The 20,330-nt window shown below is 66.4% G+C and carries 22 protein-coding genes; 18 read left to right on the plus strand and 4 right to left on the minus strand.

What is annotated here, in order from left to right; translation table 11 throughout:
• Window positions 1-23: 23 nt before the first annotated feature.
• The 4 genes from rpsP (at window position 24) to ACZ1H8_RS17775 (ending at window position 2,858) form a co-directional block, all read left to right on the plus strand.
• Complete coding sequence (gene rpsP / locus ACZ1H8_RS17760; protein ID WP_465178545.1) at window positions 24-449, plus strand: 30S ribosomal protein S16; 426 nt, start codon at window positions 24-26, stop codon at window positions 447-449.
• Window positions 450-455: 6 nt separating this feature from the next.
• Entirely contained in the window at window positions 456-935 is a 480-nt protein-coding gene (gene rimM / locus ACZ1H8_RS17765; protein ID WP_465178546.1) for a ribosome maturation factor RimM, read from the plus strand.
• Window positions 936-1,437: 502 nt separating this feature from the next.
• Window positions 1,438-2,019 (plus strand): glycine-rich domain-containing protein, encoded by a 582-nt coding sequence (locus tag ACZ1H8_RS17770; RefSeq protein ID WP_465178547.1) that lies wholly within the window; start codon window positions 1,438-1,440, stop codon window positions 2,017-2,019.
• Window positions 2,016-2,858, plus strand: coding sequence for a TIGR04222 domain-containing membrane protein (locus ACZ1H8_RS17775; RefSeq protein WP_465178548.1), 843 nt, complete (start codon window positions 2,016-2,018; stop codon window positions 2,856-2,858). Before ACZ1H8_RS17770 ends, ACZ1H8_RS17775 begins: the two co-directional genes overlap by 4 nt.
• A 2-nt stretch (window positions 2,859-2,860) precedes the next feature.
• Here ACZ1H8_RS17775 and ACZ1H8_RS17780 read toward each other — a convergent pair whose 3' ends face one another.
• Window positions 2,861-3,934 carry a suppressor of fused domain protein gene (locus tag ACZ1H8_RS17780; RefSeq protein WP_465178549.1) on the minus strand — a complete coding sequence of 358 codons (1,074 nt, stop codon included), beginning with the start codon at window positions 3,932-3,934 and terminating at the stop codon, window positions 2,861-2,863.
• A gap of 179 nt (window positions 3,935-4,113) precedes the next feature.
• On the opposite strand from ACZ1H8_RS17780, the gene ACZ1H8_RS17785 reads away from it, so the two are divergent.
• The 6 genes from ACZ1H8_RS17785 to ACZ1H8_RS17810 all read left to right on the plus strand — a co-directional run bounded on the left by ACZ1H8_RS17785 (window position 4,114) and on the right by ACZ1H8_RS17810 (window position 9,239).
• Window positions 4,114-5,658, plus strand: coding sequence for a serine hydrolase domain-containing protein (locus tag ACZ1H8_RS17785; RefSeq protein ID WP_465178550.1), 1,545 nt, complete (start codon window positions 4,114-4,116; stop codon window positions 5,656-5,658).
• A 37-nt stretch (window positions 5,659-5,695) separates the two neighbouring features.
• Complete coding sequence (gene trmD, locus ACZ1H8_RS17790) at window positions 5,696-6,430, plus strand: tRNA (guanosine(37)-N1)-methyltransferase TrmD (protein WP_465178551.1); 735 nt, start codon at window positions 5,696-5,698, stop codon at window positions 6,428-6,430.
• Window positions 6,427-6,813 carry a 50S ribosomal protein L19 gene (gene rplS / locus ACZ1H8_RS17795; RefSeq protein WP_465178552.1) on the plus strand — a complete coding sequence of 129 codons (387 nt, stop codon included), beginning with the start codon at window positions 6,427-6,429 and terminating at the stop codon, window positions 6,811-6,813. Before trmD ends, rplS begins: the two co-directional genes overlap by 4 nt.
• A 126-nt stretch (window positions 6,814-6,939) precedes the next feature.
• A complete protein-coding gene (locus ACZ1H8_RS17800) occupies window positions 6,940-7,329 on the plus strand; it encodes a hypothetical protein (RefSeq protein WP_465178553.1) in 390 nt (129 codons plus the stop codon).
• A 78-nt stretch (window positions 7,330-7,407) separates the two neighbouring features.
• A complete protein-coding gene (locus tag ACZ1H8_RS17805; protein WP_465178554.1) occupies window positions 7,408-7,536 on the plus strand; it encodes a hypothetical protein in 129 nt (42 codons plus the stop codon).
• A gap of 83 nt (window positions 7,537-7,619) precedes the next feature.
• Window positions 7,620-9,239, plus strand: coding sequence for a cation:proton antiporter domain-containing protein (locus ACZ1H8_RS17810; RefSeq protein ID WP_465178555.1), 1,620 nt, complete (start codon window positions 7,620-7,622; stop codon window positions 9,237-9,239).
• Between the two features lie 90 nt (window positions 9,240-9,329).
• Here the strand turns inward: ACZ1H8_RS17810 and ACZ1H8_RS17815 are convergent, their stop codons facing one another.
• Complete coding sequence (locus ACZ1H8_RS17815; protein ID WP_465178556.1) at window positions 9,330-9,731, minus strand: VOC family protein; 402 nt, start codon at window positions 9,729-9,731, stop codon at window positions 9,330-9,332.
• Window positions 9,732-9,823: 92 nt separating this feature from the next.
• Between ACZ1H8_RS17815 and soxR the strand changes: the two genes are divergently transcribed.
• The 4 genes from soxR to ACZ1H8_RS17835 all read left to right on the plus strand — a co-directional run bounded on the left by soxR (window position 9,824) and on the right by ACZ1H8_RS17835 (window position 13,572).
• Window positions 9,824-10,279 carry a redox-sensitive transcriptional activator SoxR gene (gene soxR / locus ACZ1H8_RS17820; RefSeq protein WP_465178557.1) on the plus strand — a complete coding sequence of 152 codons (456 nt, stop codon included), beginning with the start codon at window positions 9,824-9,826 and terminating at the stop codon, window positions 10,277-10,279.
• A gap of 136 nt (window positions 10,280-10,415) precedes the next feature.
• The gene (locus ACZ1H8_RS17825) at window positions 10,416-12,596 is read left to right on the plus strand and encodes a S9 family peptidase (RefSeq protein ID WP_465178558.1); all 2,181 of its coding nucleotides are present in this window, start codon (window positions 10,416-10,418) and stop codon (window positions 12,594-12,596) included.
• A gap of 14 nt (window positions 12,597-12,610) precedes the next feature.
• Window positions 12,611-13,162, plus strand: a complete 552-nt coding sequence (locus ACZ1H8_RS17830) for an aspartyl/asparaginyl beta-hydroxylase domain-containing protein (protein WP_465178559.1) — start codon at window positions 12,611-12,613, stop codon at window positions 13,160-13,162.
• A gap of 230 nt (window positions 13,163-13,392) precedes the next feature.
• Entirely contained in the window at window positions 13,393-13,572 is a 180-nt protein-coding gene (locus tag ACZ1H8_RS17835; protein WP_110152083.1) for a hypothetical protein, read from the plus strand.
• On the opposite strand, the gene ACZ1H8_RS17840 is transcribed toward ACZ1H8_RS17835, so the two are convergent.
• Both ACZ1H8_RS17840 and ACZ1H8_RS17845 read right to left on the minus strand, forming a co-directional pair.
• Complete coding sequence (locus ACZ1H8_RS17840) at window positions 13,547-13,897, minus strand: helix-turn-helix domain-containing protein (protein WP_110152084.1); 351 nt, start codon at window positions 13,895-13,897, stop codon at window positions 13,547-13,549. The two genes, ACZ1H8_RS17835 and ACZ1H8_RS17840, sit on opposite strands and share 26 nt — an antisense overlap.
• Window positions 13,890-15,032, minus strand: a complete 1,143-nt coding sequence (locus ACZ1H8_RS17845) for a GNAT family N-acetyltransferase (protein WP_465178560.1) — start codon at window positions 15,030-15,032, stop codon at window positions 13,890-13,892. Before ACZ1H8_RS17845 ends, ACZ1H8_RS17840 begins: the two co-directional genes overlap by 8 nt.
• A gap of 109 nt (window positions 15,033-15,141) precedes the next feature.
• Here ACZ1H8_RS17845 and ACZ1H8_RS17850 point away from each other — a divergent pair, with 109 nt between their 5' ends.
• The 4 genes from ACZ1H8_RS17850 to ACZ1H8_RS17865 all read left to right on the plus strand — a co-directional run bounded on the left by ACZ1H8_RS17850 (window position 15,142) and on the right by ACZ1H8_RS17865 (window position 20,203).
• A complete protein-coding gene (locus ACZ1H8_RS17850; RefSeq protein ID WP_465178561.1) occupies window positions 15,142-16,281 on the plus strand; it encodes a LysR family transcriptional regulator in 1,140 nt (379 codons plus the stop codon).
• A gap of 87 nt (window positions 16,282-16,368) precedes the next feature.
• Window positions 16,369-17,397, plus strand: coding sequence for an aspartate-semialdehyde dehydrogenase (locus tag ACZ1H8_RS17855; RefSeq protein ID WP_465178562.1), 1,029 nt, complete (start codon window positions 16,369-16,371; stop codon window positions 17,395-17,397).
• A 127-nt stretch (window positions 17,398-17,524) separates the two neighbouring features.
• A complete protein-coding gene (locus ACZ1H8_RS17860) occupies window positions 17,525-18,286 on the plus strand; it encodes an alpha/beta fold hydrolase (RefSeq protein ID WP_465178563.1) in 762 nt (253 codons plus the stop codon).
• 60 nt (window positions 18,287-18,346) lie between these two features.
• Entirely contained in the window at window positions 18,347-20,203 is a 1,857-nt protein-coding gene (locus tag ACZ1H8_RS17865) for a M2 family metallopeptidase (RefSeq protein ID WP_465178564.1), read from the plus strand.
• Window positions 20,204-20,330: the final 127 nt, after the last annotated feature.

Below are 20,330 nucleotides of genomic sequence, written 5' to 3' on the forward strand. Positions count from 1 at the left end.
AGATCAACTAAGGAAGTGAAGTAATGGCTCTCTCCATGCGTCTCTCGCGCGGCGGTTCTAAGAAGCGTCCCTATTACCGCATCGTCATCGCCGATGCGCGCAGCCCGCGCGACGGCAAGTTCATCGAGAAGATCGGCACCTACAACCCGCTGCTCGCCAAGGACTCGCCCGAGCGCGTCAAGCTCGACAGCGACCGCGCCAAGCATTGGCTGAGCGTCGGCGCGCAGCCGACCGACCGCGTCGCCCGCTTCCTCGATGCGGCCGGCCTGAAGGAGCGCGCAGCGCGCAACAACCCGAAGAAGGCCGAGCCGGGCGAGAAGGCCAAGGAGCGCGTCGAAGAGCGTGCCGAGAAGGCCAAGGCAGCCGAGGAAGCAGCCGCTGCAGCAGCAGCCGCTCCGGCCGAGGAGGCTCCGGCCGCCGAAGCCACCGAGGAACAGGCAGAGGGCTAAGGCTCGATGCCGGTGGATCGCCCCGTCACCTTGGCCGTCGTCATCGGCGCGCACGGCGTGACGGGCGAGGTCCGCCTCAAGGTCTTTGCCGAGGATCTGTCGGCGCACCAGGCGTTCAACGCCGGTGCGCTGACTCTCAAGTCGCTTCGCAAGGGCTCGAACGGCGCGATCGCGCGGTTCGCGGAGATCGCTGACCGCAACGCCGCAGAGGCGTTGCGCGGCACCGAACTCACCGTATCGCGCTCGGCCCTGCCGCCGCTCGGCGAGGGTGAATATTATCATGTCGACCTGCTCGGCCTGCCCGCCGTCAGCGCCAGCGGCGCCGACCTCGGCCGAGTCATCGCGATCGACAATTACGGCGCGGGCGACGTGATCGAGATCGAACGCCCCGACGGCAAGCGCTTCATGCTGCCGATGCAAGCGCACGCCGTTCCCGAATGGAATAGCGACCGCCTGGTCGTCGCCGACGACTTCGCCGACGCCTGAGCGGGCGGGGGGGGGGCGGATCCGGCTCTCTTTTCGAAACTGTCCCATCCGTTTCCTCCCCCGGATGCTGCGCATCCGGGGGAGGGGGACCATTCGCGCAGCGAATGGTGGAGGGGGTCCACAACAGCCGTGGCTGCCACTGCCACCACGATGCTACGCAATGAACAGGTGAGATTGTCCCCCGGCAATCTCGGCCCTGTGCCGGGCACAGGGCGACCTGTTAATCCCCCTCCCCCAAAGCCCAGGGAATCGCATTTGGCTCAAACCAGCTCCGTGCTCCGGCGAAGGCCGGAGCCCAGCTACGGTGGACACAAGGTTTAGCGGCCCCCCAGAGGCGTTTCCAACTGGGTTCCGGCTTGCCCCGAAACACGCAAATTGCCGATTCACCCGCTCGCAAACTCCAGATGCGATTGCGCTGCCCGAAGCCGCAGGCTGCTGGGGAGGAGGGGACAGTTCGGGCATGTCCTAATCCTGTAACTCCTCCGGGTTAATAGGAATTCAGATGGGCAAACCGGAAGCTGCTTCCTGCCTCACCGACCCGGACCTCTGGGACCGGCTCCGCCATTACCGCATCGGCCCCGACGACGCTGCGCTCGGCTTCACCCAGCGGCTGGCGCGCGAGAATGGCTGGACGCTGGCCGAGGCCGATCGCGTCCTCGGCGAATATCGCCGCTTCTGCTACCTCGCCGTCACTGCCGGCCACCCGGTCACCCCGTCCGATGCGGTCGACCAGGCCTGGCACCTCCATTTGACCTACACCCGAGATTATTGGGAGCGTTTCTGCCCCGATATCCTCGGCCGCCCGCTCCATCACGGGCCCACTGCGGGCGGCAGCGCGGAGCAGCAGCGTTTCTTCGAACAATATGCCGCGACGCTCAAAAGCTATGAGGCGAGTTTCGGCACGCCCCCGGCCGATCTCTGGCCCGATGCGGCGCGCCGCCTGATCGAGGATCCGAAGGCGGTTCGTGTCCACCCGCGCGACCATATCATCCTCTCCCGACGCACGATGCTGCGCGGCGCAGCCCTTGCGGTCGTCATGATCATCCTTGTCATCCTCATCCAATGGAGTGAAATGCCTATATGAGTTACGGCCCCTTCGACTGGACCGGCGGCCCTTTCCTGACACTTTATTGCGGCCTGCTGCTGCTCACCATCTATGCGGGATTTGCGATTCCCGCCCGGCTGCGCCCCCGGGGCAGCGCCATCCCGATCACCGATCCCGACGAATTCGCCTATCTGGCCGGCGGCACCCGACGGTTCGCCGACTCGATCATCGCGCGGCTGTTCGCTGCCAATGCCATCACCCTCACGACCGGCGGCCTGTTCACCACCGACCCGAGCCACCCCGCGCGCTCGGAAGCCGAGCGCAGCGTGCTGGAGGTCCACGGCCCGGCGAAATGGCGGACCCTCACCGCCGAGGTCGAGCCGCATGCCTGGCCGGTGCGCCAGCGCCTGATCCGGGGCGGCAAGCTGATGACCGAACGTTCGGTCCTGGCGATGCGCTTGTGGCAAACCTTGCCCTATCTCCTGCTGATCGTCTTCGGCGCGATCAAATGGGAGATCGGCACGCAGCGCGAGCGGCCGGTGGGCTATCTCACCGCGCTGCTGATCCTGACCGCGGTCCTCGCGCTGATCCGCTTCTGCATGGTCGATCGCCGCACCCGCGCGGGGCAGGCGGTGATGGATGAGGCGCGCAGCCGCTTCGACCGGATGCGCCGTGCCCCTACCCGGGACGAAATCGGGCTGGCGGTCGCGCTGTTCGGGACCTCGGTGCTCCTCGCCACGATCTGGGGCGACTATCACCGCGCGCGCAATGACAGCTCCAGCTCCAGCTCCAGCGACGGCGGCAGCCACGGCGGCGGCGGCGACAGCGGCGGGGGAGGCGGCTGCGGCGGTGGCGGCTGTGGTGGCTGCGGCAGCTGAGCTCAGCCGATGACCTCGACCACCTCACCCTGCTGGTTGCGGATCTCGGTCGGCTCGACCGCCCAGGCCAGCGCATCGAACCCCGGCACCCGATAGCGACCGGCCTTCGGCGCGAGCGCAGCCGCCATCGCTGCCACAGTCTCCCTACGCAACGCGATCTTCAGCATTGTGTCGCTCGCCGCGGTCACCGCATCGGCCTCGCCGGCGACGATCCGCACCACCCGTCCGGGCTCGGTCCCCATCAGCGTCACATCCTTGCCGAACGGCAGCCGCATGCCCAGCATCTCCACCAGGTTGGTGACATGATTGGCGCCCAGCGTGACTTCGGTGAACGGCTTGCGCAGCAGCGGTTTGTGCGTGCTCCAGTCGAGCCGTTCGAGATAGATCATCCCGGTGGACGATCCCTCCCGGCGCGATCCTTCCTCGACAGCGCGGGCAAGCTCGGGGTCGTCGAGCAACGATCCGCGATCCAGGTCGGTGATCCATAGCGGCATGCGCGGCGCCAGCGTCTCGAGCAGCTTGCGCGCATTCCACCGCTTGACTGCGGCCTCCTCGTCCAGCGTCAGGCCGACGACCTGAAGGAAGGTCACGCGCCCATTGGGTGTCTCGATCGCCGGCAGCTCGGGATCCGCGATGAACGCGATCGAGGCGAGCTGCGTGCCCGTTTCCAGCGCGATTGGGCCGTTGGTGTTCAGCCAATGCCCGTCGGCAAAGCGGTTGCCGCTCTTGAACACATAGCGCGCCAGATTCTGCAGCATGTTCATGACCCAGGCCGGCGGCGTCTCCGCATCGGGCGTGCAGGCGACGCGCATCGTCAGCTCGAAGCCGAAGCCGCTCTCCTCGGGATCCTCACTCTCCTTGTCGTAAAGCTCGGAAAAGCCATAGGTCACGAAATGCCAGTGCGGCACGGGATCCAGCCGTTTCCAGGCGCTGATCCCGTTCAGCGGATCATTGCCGCCAAGAAAGGCAGGGACGACCGATCCGAAATGCAGCGGCGCCTTGCCCGGATAGAGCCGGTCCATCGCCGCATCGATCGCTTCCCAGCCCGGTGCCTCGTCCGTATCGCTGTCGCTCATCCGCTCGTTCCCTACTGCGTTCGAACCCTGCTAACCGCCGGCTCGGGCGCACCGAAACCCGACGCACGACGATCCGGGCGGACCATGGGGCGAACCGCGATGCCGGGGCGGGGGTTATCGCGGGGGTCCGACTCGGCTACCCCTGCGGACGGGAGACGCACAACAAGGGGGCAGGCTTCATGCGCAACGTCACGATCATCGGCCGCATCGCATCGGCGATCCTCGCTACGGCACCGGTTTCGACGGCGTTGACGGCACTTCCGGCGGCCGCCCAGACGGCGCCTGCCGATGAGACCGTGATCCGCGCCGCTGTCCCGCGGATCGATGCGATGTTCGAGACTTTCCAGAAGCAGAATCCGACCCCGGGCCTGGTCTATGGCATCGTCGCCAATGGCAAGCTGGTCCATGTCCGCGGCTTCGGCGTGCAGGATATGACCGACAAGCGCCCGGTGACGGCGGACAGCCTGTTCCGTATCGCGTCGATGACCAAGGCGTTTACCGCGCTCTCGATCCTGTCGCTGCGCGATGCCGGGAAGCTCTCGCTCGATGACCTGGCCGAGAAATATGTGCCCGAGATGCGCGGCTGGAAATATCCGACCCCGGATTCGCCGCGGATCCGCGTGCGCGACCTGCTCAACCACACTGCCGGCTTCGTCACCGACGATCCCTGGGGCGATCGCCAGCAGCTGCTGCCCGAGGCGGAATTCACCAGGATGATCCGCGCCGGCGTCCCCTTCACCCGCGCGCCGGGCACCGCGATGGAATATTCGAACTTCGGCTATGCGCTGCTCGGCCGGATCGTCACCAACGTCTCGGGCACGCCGTACCGCACCTATGTCGAGCGGACGGTCCTGAAGCCCTTGGGCATGACCTCGACCGGCTATGAGGTCGGCGAATGGCCGCTGGCGCGCCGGGCGATCGGCTATCGCTGGGAGAATGGCGCCTGGCTGGAAGAGCCGACGATGAAGCACGGTGCGTTCGGCGCGATGGGCGGGCTTCAGGTCAGCGCCAACGACTATGCCAAATGGGTCGCCTTCCTCCTGTCGGGCACTCCGGCGCGCGACGGCGCGGACCGCGGCGCGGTGCGCCGGGCGACGCTGCGCGAAATGGCGGAGGGGTCGAACTTCTCGCGCACCCGCCGCCGCTTCGGATCGACCGCGCAGAGCGGTTGCGTCCAGTCCGAGGCGTACGGCATGGGCTTCCGCGTCGCCCAGGATTGCCAGCTGGGGCGGATGATGCACCATGGCGGCGGCTATCCCGGCTATGGCAGTCATGTGCTGCTGCTCCCCGATTACGGCGTCGGCCTCTTCGTCTTCACCAACCGCACCTATACCGGCGCGGCGGACCTCGCCTGGGACGCGGCGTTCCTCCTGAACGACGCCGGTGCCTTCACGCCGCGGGCCATCCCGGCGACGCCGGCGCTCGCCAGGATCCATGACCAGGCGCGCGCCGCCTATGCCTCGGGCGACGTGACCAGCCTGCCGCTGGCGATGAACTTCCTGATGGACCGCTCCGCCGCCAACTGGCGCACCGAGTTCGCGCGGCTGCGCGGACTGGTGGGCGCGTGCCCGCGTGCCGAGCCGCTGACCGCCACGGGGGCGCTCAGCGCGACCTTCCGCTGGAATTGCGAGAAGGGCGTGCTCGACGGTCACATCCTGCTCGCGCCGACCACCCCCGTCACGCTGCAGGCGCTGCGCTTCACGGTCGTCCCGAAACAGCCCTGAGCTTGCCAAGCGCGGCCGGAGCCCCGAAAGGCGCGCCATGACCTTCGCTGCCACCGTCCTGACGCTGTATCCAGAGATGTTTCCCGGCCCGCTCGGCGTCTCGCTGGCCGGCCGTGCGCTGCGCGAGGGGCTGTGGTCGATGGAGGCGGTGCAGATCCGCGACTTCGCCACCGACAAGCACCGCTCGGTCGACGATACCCCGGCTGGCGGCGGGGCAGGGATGGTGATGCGTGCCGACGTGCTTGCCCGCGCGCTGGACAGCGTCGAGCCCGGCCGTCCGGTGCTGGCGATGACGCCGCGCGGCGCGACGCTGACCCAGCAGCGCGTGCGCGACCTGGCGACGGGCCCCGGCGCGGTGATCCTGTGCGGCCGGTTCGAGGGGATGGACGAGCGTTTGTTCGAGGCGCGCGAGATCGAACAACTCTCGATCGGCGACTATATCCTGTCGGGCGGCGAGATGGCGGCGCTGACCCTGCTCGACGCTTGCATTCGCCTCATTCCCGGAGTAATGGGCGCGCCTTCCAGCGGCATGGACGAGAGCTTCGAAACGGGGCTGCTCGAATATCCGCAATATACCCGGCCCGCTGAATGGGAAGGGCGCACGATCCCCGAAGTGCTGCGATCGGGGGATCATGCGAAGATCGAAGCCTGGCGTCGCGCCATGGCCGAGAGCGATACACGGTCACGGAGGCCGGATCTTTGGGAGCGCCATGAGGGCGCTCGGGTCCAGTCTCCCTCTGGCGCGCGGCAACGTAAGAGGACTGACCAATGAACCTCATCCAGCAGCTCGAAGCCGAGCAGATCGCCAAGTTCAACGAGGCGAAGAAGATTCCGGAATTCCGTCCCGGCGACACGCTGAAGGTCGGCGTGAAGGTTGTTGAAGGCGAGCGTACCCGCGTTCAGAACTTCGAAGGCGTGTGCATCGCGCGTTCGAACAAGGGCATGGGTTCGAACTTCACCGTCCGCAAGATCTCGTTCGGTGAGGGCGTCGAGCGCGTCTTCCCGCTCTATTCGCCGAACATCGATTCGATCGAGGTCGTTCGCCGCGGTGTCGTGCGTCGCGCGAAGCTCTATTATCTGCGTGGTCGCACCGGCAAGTCGGCGCGTATCGCCGAGCGTCGCGATCCGCGCTCGACGGCAGCTGCCGCCGAGTAAGCGCGAGCAACGGTACAAGCGCGGGGCGCGGAGGCTTTGGCTTCCGCGCCCCGTTCGCGTTTGGAAAGCGTGCGTTTCGCCCCTGAAACTTTGCCGAATCGGGTCCGTTCCTCTAGAATGGCAGGCATGAACCGGGCCACCCTCCTCTCGCGCGCGACACAGCTTCGGCTCCACGTCGCGTCGCTGTGGATGTCGATGGTCGTCGCGCTGTTCTGCGCGCTGGTTCCGGTCGGCGCGCCGCTGACCACACCGCTGGGCTCGGCGTTCAATCCCTCGACCACGCTGGTCGCGCTGAACGCTGCGACGCCAAAGGCGCGTGCCGCCGCCAGCGTGCGTGACGACGATGCCACGCGCACCGATCTCGGCATCGATTTGCCCGATCGGGTGATGGCGCAGACGGTCGCACTCCCCATGTCGCCCTACACCGGCCAGGCCGACTGGCCTGCGCCCGACCCGCGGCTGAAGGGCGCCGTCCCTGATGCATCGGCCTGGCCGCGCGCACCCCCGATCGCCTGACTTTCCTCCCGCGGCCCGACCGGCCGTGCTTTCGAAATCGTGGGTTCGCCAGACGGACCCCCTTGTCGAGGAAAGCCAATGAACATCGAAGACATTCGCGAGGAAAAGCAGAAGCGCCCGCCCTGGTGGTTCATCACCGCGGTCTGGTCCGGCATCGCCGGGTCGGCTGCGGCGCTGGCCGCCCTGCTGGGCGCGACTGCCGAATAGCGCATCGATTGACGACCGACCGGGCCGGACGCTGATCCGGCCCGGCGCACGCCGCGGAGTGCGGCGACCGAACAAGGACATACATGCACCACACGCCTCTTATCGCCACGATCGTGGCCGGCCTGGTGATCGCCTTCGGCTTCGGTGCGCTCGCGCATCGGCTGCGGGTGTCGCCGATCGCGGGCTATTTGATCGCCGGCGTCGTTGTCGGACCCTTCACTCCGGGCTTCGTTGCCGATGCCGGACTGGCCAGCGAACTCGCCGAGATCGGCGTGATCCTGCTGATGTTCGGCGTCGGCCTTCACTTTTCGCTCAAGGACCTGCTCGCGGTCCGCAAGATCGCGGTGCCCGGCGCGATCGTCCAGATCGCTGTCGCCACGCTGATGGGCATGTGCCTCGCCTGGACGCTGGGCTGGAACCTGTTCGCCGGTTTCGTCTTCGGCCTCGCTCTCTCGGTCGCCAGCACGGTGGTGCTGCTGCGCGCGCTGCAGGGGCATAATCTGGTCCAGACCGAACGCGGCCGCATCGCGGTCGGCTGGCTGATCGTCGAGGATTTGGCAATGGTCCTGGCGCTGGTCATGCTGCCGGTGCTGGCCAAGGTGATGAACAGCCCCGATGCGACCGCGGCGGAACTGCTGGCGCCGATCGCCGGCACGATCTTCAAGGTGATCGGCTTCGTCGTGCTGATGCTGCTGGTCGGGCGCAAGGTGATTCCCTGGGCGCTGCACTGGGTGGTGCATACCGGCTCGCGCGAGCTGTTCCGCCTGGCGGTGCTGGCGATCGCGCTGGGCGTCGCGTTCGGCGCCGCCTTCGTCTTCCAGGTGTCGTTCGCGCTCGGCGCCTTCTTCGCCGGCATGATCCTGGGCGAAACCCCGCTCAGCCGTCAGGCGACCGAGGAGACGCTGCCGCTGCGCGATGCGTTCGCGGTGCTGTTCTTCGTGTCGGTCGGCATGTTGTTCAATCCAGCGGTGGTGATCGACCAGCCGCTCCAGCTCATCGCGACCGTGCTGATCATCGTCGTCGGCAAGTCGCTGGCTGCCTATGCGATCGTCCGCGCGCTGGGCCATAACAGCCGCACCGCCGTCACCGCGGCGGCCAGCCTGGCACAGATCGGCGAATTCTCGTTCATCCTCGCCTCGCTCGGCACCAGCCTGGCGATCCTGCCGTCCGAGGGGCGCGACCTGATCCTGGCGGGTGCGATCATCTCGATCTTCCTCAACCCCTTCATCTTCTCGCTGGTGCCCAAGCGGCAGGAATCGCCCGAGGTCGCGCACCGCGAGGCGCCGAAGCCGCGCGAGCACAAGGGGCATGTCGTGCTGATCGGCTATGGCCGCGTCGGCAAGCTGATCGCGGGCGAGCTCAAGAAGCGCGGCAAGCCGGTGATCGTGATCGAGGATCAGCCCGACATGATGCGCGAGGCCGAGGCGGCGGGGCATGACGTCGTCCATGGCAATGCGGTCGAGAACGACACGCTGCTGGCCGCCGGCATCCGCGACGCCGGCCGGCTGCTGATCGCGATCCCCGAGGGGTTCGAGGGCGGCGCGATCGCCGAACGCGCGCAGGCGCTCCACCCCGGGCTCCAGATCGTCGCCCGCGCCCATTCGGACGCCGAGGTCGCCTTCCTCGAAAAGGCAGGCGTGCCCGAGGTGGTGATGGGCGAACGCGAGATCGCGGCGCGCATGCTCAGCCTCTGCAACTGCTGAGCGACACGAGATCCCGTCGGCCGATCGGCCGATGGGCGGGGAATGCCGGTCTGGGGGCACATTCCGGCATTCCCCGATTACCCCGCACGCTCAGGCGTAGCTGACGATCTCATATTCGGTCCCGTCGGGGTCGAGGAAATAGAAGCGCCGGCCCGGGTCGTAATCGCCGTGCATGAAGGGCGTCAGGCCCGCCGCGATCACCCGGCGCTCGACCTCATCGATATCCTCGACCTGGATGCCGATATGATTGAGCGGATTGCCCTTGCGGAACACGTCATCCGGCGTGTCGGCGCCGTCACGGGTGTACAGCGCCACATAGCAGCGATCGTCGCCGACATGGATCGACCGTCCGCCCAGCACCGAGGGGCCGGACCAGCGGACATACCAGCCGAACAGGTCGGACATCAGCTGCGCCGACCCCCCGGGATCGCGCACGGTCAGGTTGATGTGCTCGATGAACGGGGCTGCGGAACGGGCAGGGGCGGGATGCATGGATTTTCCTCTTGCGGTTGTTGCCATGCGTCAGGCAGCTACAACCTCAACCTAAGTTGAGATCAAGGGGTAAATTTCCGAGGAGGTACGGCATGGCCAGTTCGCAAGATGTGCTGACGATCGGCGACCTGGCCCGGCGGACCGGTCTGTCGGTTTCGGCGATCCGCTTCTACGAGGAGAAGGGGCTGGTTGCCTCGTTCCGCACCGCTGGCGGACAGCGCCGCTTCTTCCGCTCGGCGATCCGCCGCCTGTCCTTCGCGCTGATCGCGCAGCAGCTCGGGCTGACCCTGCCGCAGATCGCGGCGGAACTGGCGAAGCTGCCCGAGGGGCGCACGCCGACCGCTGCCGACTGGAAACGCATCAGCAGCGGCATCCGCGCGCTGATCGACCGGCGCATCGCCGCGCTGGAGCGCACCCGCGAGACGCTGGACGGCTGCATCGGCTGCGGCTGCCTGTCGCTCGACCGGTGCGCGCTCTACAATCCCGGAGACCGCGCCGGGCTGAGCGGGGCAGGGCCGCGCTATACGATCGGTGCGCAGGGCGATTAAGAGCCGCGCGGCTTTGCCTTTGCGCGCCGGGGCGTGTTAGGCGAGCGATCCCCGTGGGTTGCGGGACATCTTCCCCCAGAGGTTTGCGAGAATGCGGAAATGGTTGATCGGTGTGGCGTTGCTTGCGGCCGGAGGCATGTCGATGCAGGTTGAGGCGCAGGAAGTCGCACCGGCGCTGAGCCTCAAGCGCGTCTTTGCCAGCCCCGATCTTGCCGGGACCCAGCCGCGCGCGATGAAGCTGTCGCCCGACGGCCGCTACCTGACGCTGCTGCGCAACCGCGCCGACGAGAAGGAGCGGTTCGACCTGTGGGCGATGGATACCCGCACTGGCGAGTGGCGGATGCTGGTCGATTCGAAGAAGGTCGGATCGGGCACCGAGGCGTCCGAGGCCGAGAAGATGCAGATGGAGCGCGCGCGCATCGGCGGGACCAAGGGGATCGTCTCCTATGACTGGTCGCCCGACGCGCAGTCGATCCTGGTCCCGCTGGAGGGCGAGCTGTTCCTCGCCTCGCTCGATGGCCAGGTGCGCAAGCTGCCGGCGGCGGCGGGCGCGAAGCTGAACGCGGCGGTCAGCCCGGCGGGCGGCTATGTCAGCTATGTTCGCGACCAGAATTTCGCGGTGCTGCCGATGACGGGCGGCGAGCCGCGCGTGCTGACCGACAGCGACGGCAAGGGGACGATCCATTGGGGCGAGGCCGAGTTCGTCGCCCAGGAGGAAATGGATCGCTTCACCGGTTACTGGTGGGCGCCGAACGACAGCCGTGTCGCCGTCGAACGCTTCGACGAGAGCCCGGTCGGCATCGTCACCCGCGCGGCGATCGGCGCGGACGGCACCAGCATCTATCAGCAGCGCTATCCCAAGGCGGGTACCGACAATGTGCTGGTCGAGCTCTGGCTGATGGGCCCGGACGGCGGCAACAAGGTGAAGGTCGACCTGGGCGCCGAGCGCGACATCTATCTCGCCCGGGTCAAATGGGCGCCCGATGCGAAGACACTCTACGTCCAGCGCCAGAGCCGCGACCAGAAGACGCTCGACCTGCTCGCGGTCGATCCCGCGACCGGCGCCTCGCGCGTGGTGTTCACCGAGAAGGCGGCGGAGAAGAGCTGGGTCAACCTGTCCAACGCCTTCACCCCGCTGAGCGACGGCAGCCTGATCTGGTGGTCGGAGCGCGACGGCCACGGCCATCTCTACCGCTGGGCCAAGGGCAAGTTCACGCAGCTGACCCGGGGCGACTGGGAAGTCTTCTCGGTCGCGGGCGTCGACGAGAAGACCGGCCGCATCTTCTTTCTGGGCAACAAGGACGGCGTACTGGAGCGCCATCTCTATTCGATCAGCCTCAAGGGCGGTGCAGCCACGCGCCTGACCGAGCCGGGCTGGTGGAACATGGCGACGATGGACAAGGCCGCGACGCGGGTGATCGTCACCCGCTCCAACCCCGACCAGCCGCCCCAGGTCTATCTCGCAGATCCGGCCGGAAAACGTGTCGCGTGGGTCAACGAGAATTCGGTCAAGGATGTTGTACACCCGTATAACAGCTATCTCGCCAACCATCGCCAGCGCAGCTTCGGCACGCTGAAGACCGAGGACGGTGCGACGCTGCACTGGGAGATGATCACCCCGCCGATGGAAGCCGGCAAGCGCTATCCGGTGTTCTTCCAGCATTATGGCGGTCCGCATTCGCAGACCGTCTCGCGCGCCTGGGGCGGGGCGCTGCAGCAGGCGATCGTCGATCGCGGCTATATCTGGTTCCAGATCGACAATCGCGGCTCGGCCAATCGCGGCAAGGCGTTCGAGGATGCGATCTACCAGGCGATGGGATCGATCGAGGTGCGCGACCAGGTGGCGGGTGCCAACTATCTCAAGACGCTGCCCCAGGTCGATCCGGACCGTATCGTTACCTATGGCTGGTCCTATGGCGGCTATATGACGCTGAAGATGCTCGAGGCCGCGCCCGGCGTGTTCGCCGCCGGCGTCTCGGGCGCGCCGGTCAGCAAGTGGGAGCTGTACGACACCCACTATACCGAGCGTTACATGGGCGACCCCCGCGTCGTACCGGAGGCGTACAAGGTCTCGGACACGGTGCAGGACGCGACCAAGATCCGTGATCCGCTGCTCCTGATCCACGGCATGGCCGACGACAACGTCGTGCTCGATCATTCGACGGTGATGATGGCGAAGATGCAGGGCGCCGCGGTTCCGTTCGAACTGATGCTCTATCCGGGCCAGACGCACCGCGTTGGCGGACCGGGGGTCAGCGAGCATTTGTGGAACACGATCCTCGACTTCCTCGACCGCGTCGCGCCGGCGAAGAACTGAAGGGGAGCGCGTCGATGCGGCTGTCGCAGGGAGTGATCCCGCTCTTCGCCTGGCCGCTCGACGCGATCCTTGCCGCGCTGCCGGGCGAGGATGACCCGGTCTGGGAGATCTGGTCGCGTCGGCAGGAGCGGTTTCCGGCCCATCGCAGCACTCGCACGATCCGCTTCGTCTGGCTGGAGGCGCTGGAGCCGGGCATGCCGCCGGTGATCGAGCGGATCGACGATGCCTCGCCCGAGCTGCAGGCCGCCGTGCTCGCCTGTGGCCGGGCGATTGCCGACCATCATGGCGGGCGCATCGCCCGGCTGATGCTGACCGAGATGGCGCCCGACACCGCGATCCCGCGCCATGTCGATGCCGGCGACCTGCTGACCCACACCCATCGCTGTCACCTGGCGGTGCTGACCAACCCGCGCGTCCGGTTCGAGGTGGGGAACGATAGTTTCCACTTCGCCGCGGGACAGGTCTATGAATTCGACAATCTGCGTCGCCATGCGGTGGTGAATATGGGCGATACGCGGCGCGTGCATCTGATCTGCAACGTGCTGCCGGCGAATCACCCCGCCTGAAATCCTGCAATCGATATCAGCGGGCAGGCCGCCGGGCTCAACCGGCATCTTTTTTTCGTTTTCGCGGCTGCAGCATTTAGTCGAGCGGCTGCGCTGGTTTACGGGCGATTCATCATATGACGGCGAGTTAATCCGCCCGAAACGGGCCAGATATGGCTCGCGATTAGGCTGCACTCGATCCAAGGGAGGAGACCGCAACGACGGTCGCCCCAACCAAAAAGGAATATCGAGTGCTTGCCGAGAAAGAATTGCTGGATCGGGCCCTGACGCTGGGCGAGGAAGTGCTGGCGCTCAGCGATGCCGCCGGCCAGTCGCTGGCCAGCGTGCACATCCATACCGGGCTCGAGATCCTGCGCGCGCAGGCGGCGACGCTCGACGTGGTGGTCAGCAGCTCAGCAGATAGGCCGTAAGCACCTCGCGGGCGCGCTTGGTCAGGCGGACCGAGCGCCGACGCGCATCGAACCGGTCGGACTCGCGCTCGATCAAGCCGCGCTCCTCCAGAATCGCCAGCCAGCGGATGCCGGTCGAGGATGGGACGCACGCGCCGATGCAGGCGTCGCTAACGCAGGTGTCGATGCCGCGTTCCTGCGCGATATAGAGGTCGAGCAGGATATCCCAGGCCGGTTCGCCGAACAGGTCGGCGTTCGGACCGAAAAAAGGCTCCCGCGCGCGCCGCAGGTCGTACAGCGCCTGGGCGCGCTGCAGCGGCGACAGGTCGGTCGTGGTCTCAGGCATTCGAGGCTCCCCCGATGGTCTTGGTGTGCTGCTTGATCAGCTGTGCCCGACTGGGGCGCAGATTGGAGAGTTCGAGCGGGCCCAGCCGGTCCCATTCGCCCTCGGGCCGGATCGAGACGAGCGGATCGACGCCGAGGCGGATTGCGTCCTTATCGACCTCGCCCAGGTCGAACATCATCTCGCGATAGTTGAAATCGGCGAAGCGGAACGCCGGGCGGTCCATTTCGCGCCCGCCGAACATCCGCCAGAAGGGGACCAGATCCTCGCGGGCATGGCCATAAGCCTTGGTGAACCCCTTGCGGCGCGCCAGTGCAGCGGCCTCGCGGACCAGTCGGAAGGCGAGGCGGGTGTGGCGATATTCACGGCGCACCGCCAGCCGCTCCAGCTTCACGAAGTCGCCGAAATAGCGCATCCGGATGCAGCCGGCGGGATCGCCATCGACGAAGCCGATGAACTGGGTCGAGCAGAAGTCGTTGCCGTCGAACTCCTCCGAATAGAGGCAGAACTGCTCGGCGAGATAGGTCGAGGATCGAATGGCGTAGATCATCGCCATATCCTCGAAATTGCGGACCATCCTGATCGTGATTGCGCTGGCGCGCTTCGGCTCGGGCGCCTTGCCCTCGGGCAGGATCACCAGCAGCCAGTCCGGAGCGCCCGGATAGATGGTCGCCGCCTCGACGAAGCCCAGACCGCGATTGAGGTTCGCGGCATGATCGTTGACCGCGCGCGAGAAGATCGGAACCGCCTGCGATGACGCGTCCTCGAGGCAGCGGGCCAGGGCGGGCAGGCATTTGACGAACTTGCCCGGTGTGATGGTCAGCCAGAAATAGATGGCGACCGGATCCTCGCCCTGCGGCACGATCAGCGCCGGATCGGGATCGAGCCCGTTCAGCGTGCCGGCGACCATCGCCGCGGCGCCTTCGGCATTCAGCGGAAGATAGCAGAAAGCACCGGGCTGCTCGCACTGCTCGGGTCCGAACCGCCAGAAGGCTCCGGGATTCTTCTCCCAGATGCGGCGCACGCTCTCGACCTTCGCAATCTCGAAATCGGTCGGCGCGCTTGCCAACAGCGTCTCTATTTCCGCCCAGGTCGCGAGCCTGCGATCTTCCTCGAGATGCTTGAAACCTTCGAGCAAGCGTTCCGCTTGTTCGGAGAAGCGAATCCGTCCAAGATTATGGTCAGGTTTAGCGATAACATCGGGTCGCATTTGACAGGCTCCATTCCGGGTTGGACGGAAGATGGCGATGAACGGCAGCATATCGGGTGTGACGGAAAAGCAGGTGATCCCAAGTTCGGAACGGCCCGTTCCGGCGTGGAACGCCCACCGGGCACGAGCCTTTGCGCAGCGCGTGCGATGGGACGACCTGAAGGCATTTCTGGCGGTGTGCGACGCGTTGAGCTTCCGCGCCGCGGCCGTCGCCAGCGGCCTGTCGGTCAATACCCTGCGCCGCCGGGTCGAACGGCTGGAGGAGGAGGCGGGCGCGACGCTGATGCGCCGCGACGTCCAGGGTGTCACGCTGACCGATGCAGGCGAGGATGTCGCCTCGGTCGCGCGCGAGATGCACCATTCGGCCGCGCACGAGTCCGATCATCGCGGCGACGTGCTGATCAAGCCGGGCGAAATCCGCATCGGCTGTACCGAGGCACTGGGCAGCGTCTGGCTGACGCCGCGATTGATGGAATTGAACGAACAGGTGCCCGAGCTGACCATCTCGCTTCAGCACAGCTATGATGCGGGGACCGAGCGCAGCCGCGAGATCGATGTCGGCATCACCTTCAGCGAGCCGCAGAATCCGGAGCTGGTGCGCGCGCGCATCGGCGCGCTGCACTTCATGCTGTTCGCCTCGCAGGGCTATCTGCGCGAGTTCGGCCAACCGACCTCCTTTCCCGACCTGCGCCGCAATCATCGCTTCATCGAGCAGGCCGGGGCGGGGCTCAATGCCAGCCTGGTCGACTTCTTCTTCGGGACCGAGCGGCCGCCCGGCTTCGTGCCGATCCGGTCCAACTCGTCCATGTCGGTCTATTGGGCGGTGATGAACGGGGCCGGGATCGCCGCCTTCCCGACCTATGTCCGCGCGATTACCCGCGACATGATCCCGCTGACGCTGCCGTTCCAGCTGCGCTTCGACCTGTGGATCTATTATCATGATTCGGCGCGCAACTCGCCGGCGATCCGGGCGACGGTCGACTGGGTGAAGCAGGCGTTCGACGGCGAGCGCTATCCCTGGTTCGCCGATGAGTTCGTTCACCCCGACGAATTCCCCGGCACCCAGCGGCGCCGCGCCGACGTCGTCGAGCTGTTCGAGGACCTGGCGACCCGCGTCGATATCCGCCCCGGCGACCCGCCGGCGCAGCCGCGCCGCAGCGAGGCTAATAGAGGATAAAGCAAAAGGCCCTTTACGGAGGGCGTGCGGCAGACCATTGCCGCACGCGGCGGCGCATCCCCGCCGCATGCTGAATAGGGAATTGAAATGGGCTACCGTGTCGTGGTCGCAGGCGCCACCGGCAATGTCGGGCGTGAAATGCTGAACATCCTCGCCGAGCGCGAGTTTCCGATTGACGATCTGGCGGTACTCGCCTCGTCGCGTTCGACCGGTGACATGGTCGATTTCGGAGAGACCGGTAAACAGTACAAGATTCAGAACATCGAGCATTTCGATCCGACAGGCTGGGACATGGCGCTGTTCGCGATCGGATCCGATGCGACCAAGATCTACGCCCCCAAGTTCGCCGCAGCCGGCTGCACGGTGATCGACAATTCGTCGCTGTACCGCATGGACCCGGACGTGCCGCTGATCGTGCCCGAGGTGAATCCGGACGCGATCGACGGCTATACGGCGAAGAACATCATCGCGAACCCCAACTGCTCGACCGCGCAGATGGTCGTCGCGCTGAAGCCGCTGCACGATGCGGCGACGATCACGCGCGTGGTGGTGGCGACCTATCAGTCGGTATCCGGCGCGGGCAAGAGCGGCATGGACGAGCTGTTCGAACAGTCGCGCAACATCTTCGTCGGCGACCCCGCCGAGCCGAAGAAGTTCACCAAGCAGATCGCGTTCAACGTGATCCCGCACATCGACTCCTTCCTCGACGACGGTTCGACCAAGGAAGAGTGGAAGATGGTGGTCGAGACCAAGAAGATCCTCGATCCCAAGGTGAAGGTCGTCGCGACCTGCGTCCGCGTGCCGGTGTTCGTCGGCCATTCCGAGGCGATCTATATCGAGCTGGAGCGCGAGCTGTCGGCCGAAGATGCGCAGAAGATCCTGCGCGAGGCGCCGGGCGTGATGCTGGTCGATAAGCGCGAGAATGGCGGATACGTCACGCCGATCGAGTGCGTCGGCGAATTCGCGACCTTCGTCAGCCGCGTGCGCGAGGATCCGACCGTCGAGAACGGCCTGGCGCTGTGGTGCGTCAGCGACAATCTGCGCAAGGGCGCGGCGCTGAACGCGGTGCAGATCGCCGAACTGCTCGGCCGTCGCCACCTGAAGAAGGCCGACTAAGACCGTAGGTGACGGCCGGCCCGGCACATCGTCGGGCCGGCCCGCCTCGATGAGCGCCGCGCGCGCGGTTGCGGGGCCGGCCTTGCCTACCTACACAGGCGGGGCATCCCGATAGACTGGACCCGACGTGGCGAATATCCCGACCGAAACCCATCATTTCAACAGCTTCGACGGCACTCAGCTCACCTGGCATGAAATGGGTGAGGGGCGGCCCGTGGTGCTGATCCACGGCTATTTCTCGACGGCCTTCGTCAACTGGATCCGCTACGGCCATGCCGAGAAGGTCGCCGAGCGGGGCTTCCGGGTCATCATGCCGGACCTGCGCGGCCATGGGCAGAGCGCGCGGCCGCACGACGCGGCCTCCTATCCGCCCGACGTGCTGATGCGCGACGGGCTGGGGCTGATCGAGCATCTCGGCCTGAGCGACTATGACCTGGGCGGCTATTCGCTCGGCGGGCGCACGACGGTGCGGATGCTGGCCAATGGCGCGACGCCGCGCCGGGTGGTGATCTCGGGCATGGGACTGCGCGGGCTGACCGATACCGAGGGGCGCGGCGGCTATTTCCGCCGGGTGCTCACCAATCTCGGCAGCTTCGAGCGCGGCACGCCCGAATGGCTGACCGAAGCGTTCCTGAAGACCACCGGCGGCGATGCTGAGGCGCTGTTGCGTATCCTCGACACCTTCGTCGACACCCCGCGCGAGGACGTCGCGGCGATCGCCCAGCCGACCCTGGTGCTGTCGGGCGTCGAGGACGAGGACAACGGCCCGGCGGGCGAGCTGGCCGAGCTGCTGCCGGCCGGCACGCTGGTCGAGATTCCGGGCAATCACATGAGCGCGGTGACGCGGCCGGAACTGGGCCGGGCGATCGCGGAGTTCCTCGCGGCTTGACCGGGGCGGGGGTGGCGGTCAGTGTCCGCGCCATCCGATAAACCGTTCGAAAGCAGCCTCATGATCCGCTCCGGCCTGTCCATTCTCGCGCTCGCCGCGACCCTAATTGTGCCGTCACAGCTGTCCGCCCAGACCAGCGCTCGCATTAAGCCTGCCGCAAAACCCGCCGCAACTGCCGTCCCCACCGCCGCCGAGGCCGACGCCTTTCTCGCCCGCGCGCAGAGCGAATATGCCGCGTTCAACCTGATGGCGAGCCGCGTCGCCTGGATCAACGCAACATTCATTACCGATGACACGGACGCGCTGGTCGCCGATTACGGCGCGCGGGGGACCGAGATGGCGGTCCGCTTCGCGCTGGAGGCGGCGCATTTCTCCAAGGCCAAGGGCCTGTCGCCGGACAGCAAGCGGATGCTCGACATCCTGCGCAGCGCGATCGTGCTGCCGGCGCCGACCCGCCCGGGCGCCGCGGCGGAGCTGTCCGAACTCTCGACCCGCATCTCGTCCGCCTATGGCAAGGGCAAGGGCATGCTGAAGGGCAAGCCGATCAGCGGTAGCGACATCGAGGCCGAGATGGGGAGCAACCGCAACCCCGAAGAGCTGAAGGAGATGTGGGTCAGCTGGCACGACAATGTCGGCGCACCGATGCGGCAGGACTATGCCAAGATCGTCACGCTGGCGAACGAGGGGTCGAACGAGCTTGGCTTTGCCGATACCGGCGCGATGTGGCGGTCGAACTATGACATGCCGCCCGAGGAGTTCGCCAGGCTGGTCGACAAATTGTGGACCGACGTGCGGCCGCTCTATGAATCGCTGCATACTTATGTCCGCACCCAGCTGAACAAGAAATATGGCGACGCGGTCCAGCCGCGCACCGGCCCGATCCGCGCCGACCTGCTCGGCAATATGTGGGCTCAGGAATGGGGCAATATCTATGACGTGGTCGCGCCGCCGGGGGCGGGCGATCTCGGCTATGATGTCGGCGATCTGCTGAAGGCCAAGGGCTATGACCCGCTCAAGATGGTCAAGGGCGGCGAGAATTTCTACTCGTCGATCGGCTTCGCGCCGCTCCCCGAGACCTTCTGGCAGCGCTCGCAATTCGTGAAGCCGGCCGACCGCGAGGTCCAGTGCCATGCCTCGGCATGGGATCTGGACGATAAGGACGATCTGCGCATCAAGATGTGCATCAAGGTGAATGCCGACGACTTCGTCACCATCCACCATGAGCTGGGCCACAACTACTACCAGCGCGCGTACAAGGATCAGCCGATGCTGTACCGCAACGGCGCCAATGACGGCTTCCACGAGGCGATCGGTGACTTCGTCGCGCTGTCGATCACGCCCGACTATCTCGTCCAGATCGGGCTGCTCGACCAGTCCAAGGTACCGAGCGCGGACAAGGACACCGGGCTGCTGCTGCGCCAGGCGATGGACAAGGTCGCGTTCCTGCCCTTCGGGCTGCTGATGGACAAGTGGCGCTGGGGCGTCTTCTCGGGCGAGACCAAGCCGGAGAACTACCAGGCATCGTGGAATGCGCTGCGGCTGCAATATCAGGGCGTGGTGCCGCCGGTGCCGCGCGGCGAGGACAAGTTCGATCCGGGCGCCAAGTACCACATCCCGGCGAGCACGCCCTATGCCCGCTATTTCCTGGCGCGGCTGCTCCAGTTCCAGTTCTACAAGGCGGCGTGCGACCAGGCCGGCTGGAAGGGGCCGCTGCATCGCTGCAGCTTCTACGGAAACAAGGAAGTCGGCGCGCGGCTGAACAAGATGCTCGAGATGGGCGCGTCAAAGCCCTGGCCCGATGCGCTGGAGGCGTTCACCGGAACCCGCGAGATCTCGGGCGCGGCGATGATGGAATATTTCGCACCGCTGAAGACCTGGCTCGACGAGCAGAACAAGGGCCAGACGCCGGGTTGGTAACCAGCTTTCCTCCCCCGGATGCTGCGCATCCGGGGGAGGGGGATGAACAGGTCGCCCTGTGCCCCGCACAGGGCTTAGATTGCCGGGGGCAATCTCACCTGTTCATCGCGCAGCGAATGGTGGAGGG

This window comes from Sphingomonas sp. BL-S-25 (assembly GCF_055521555.1).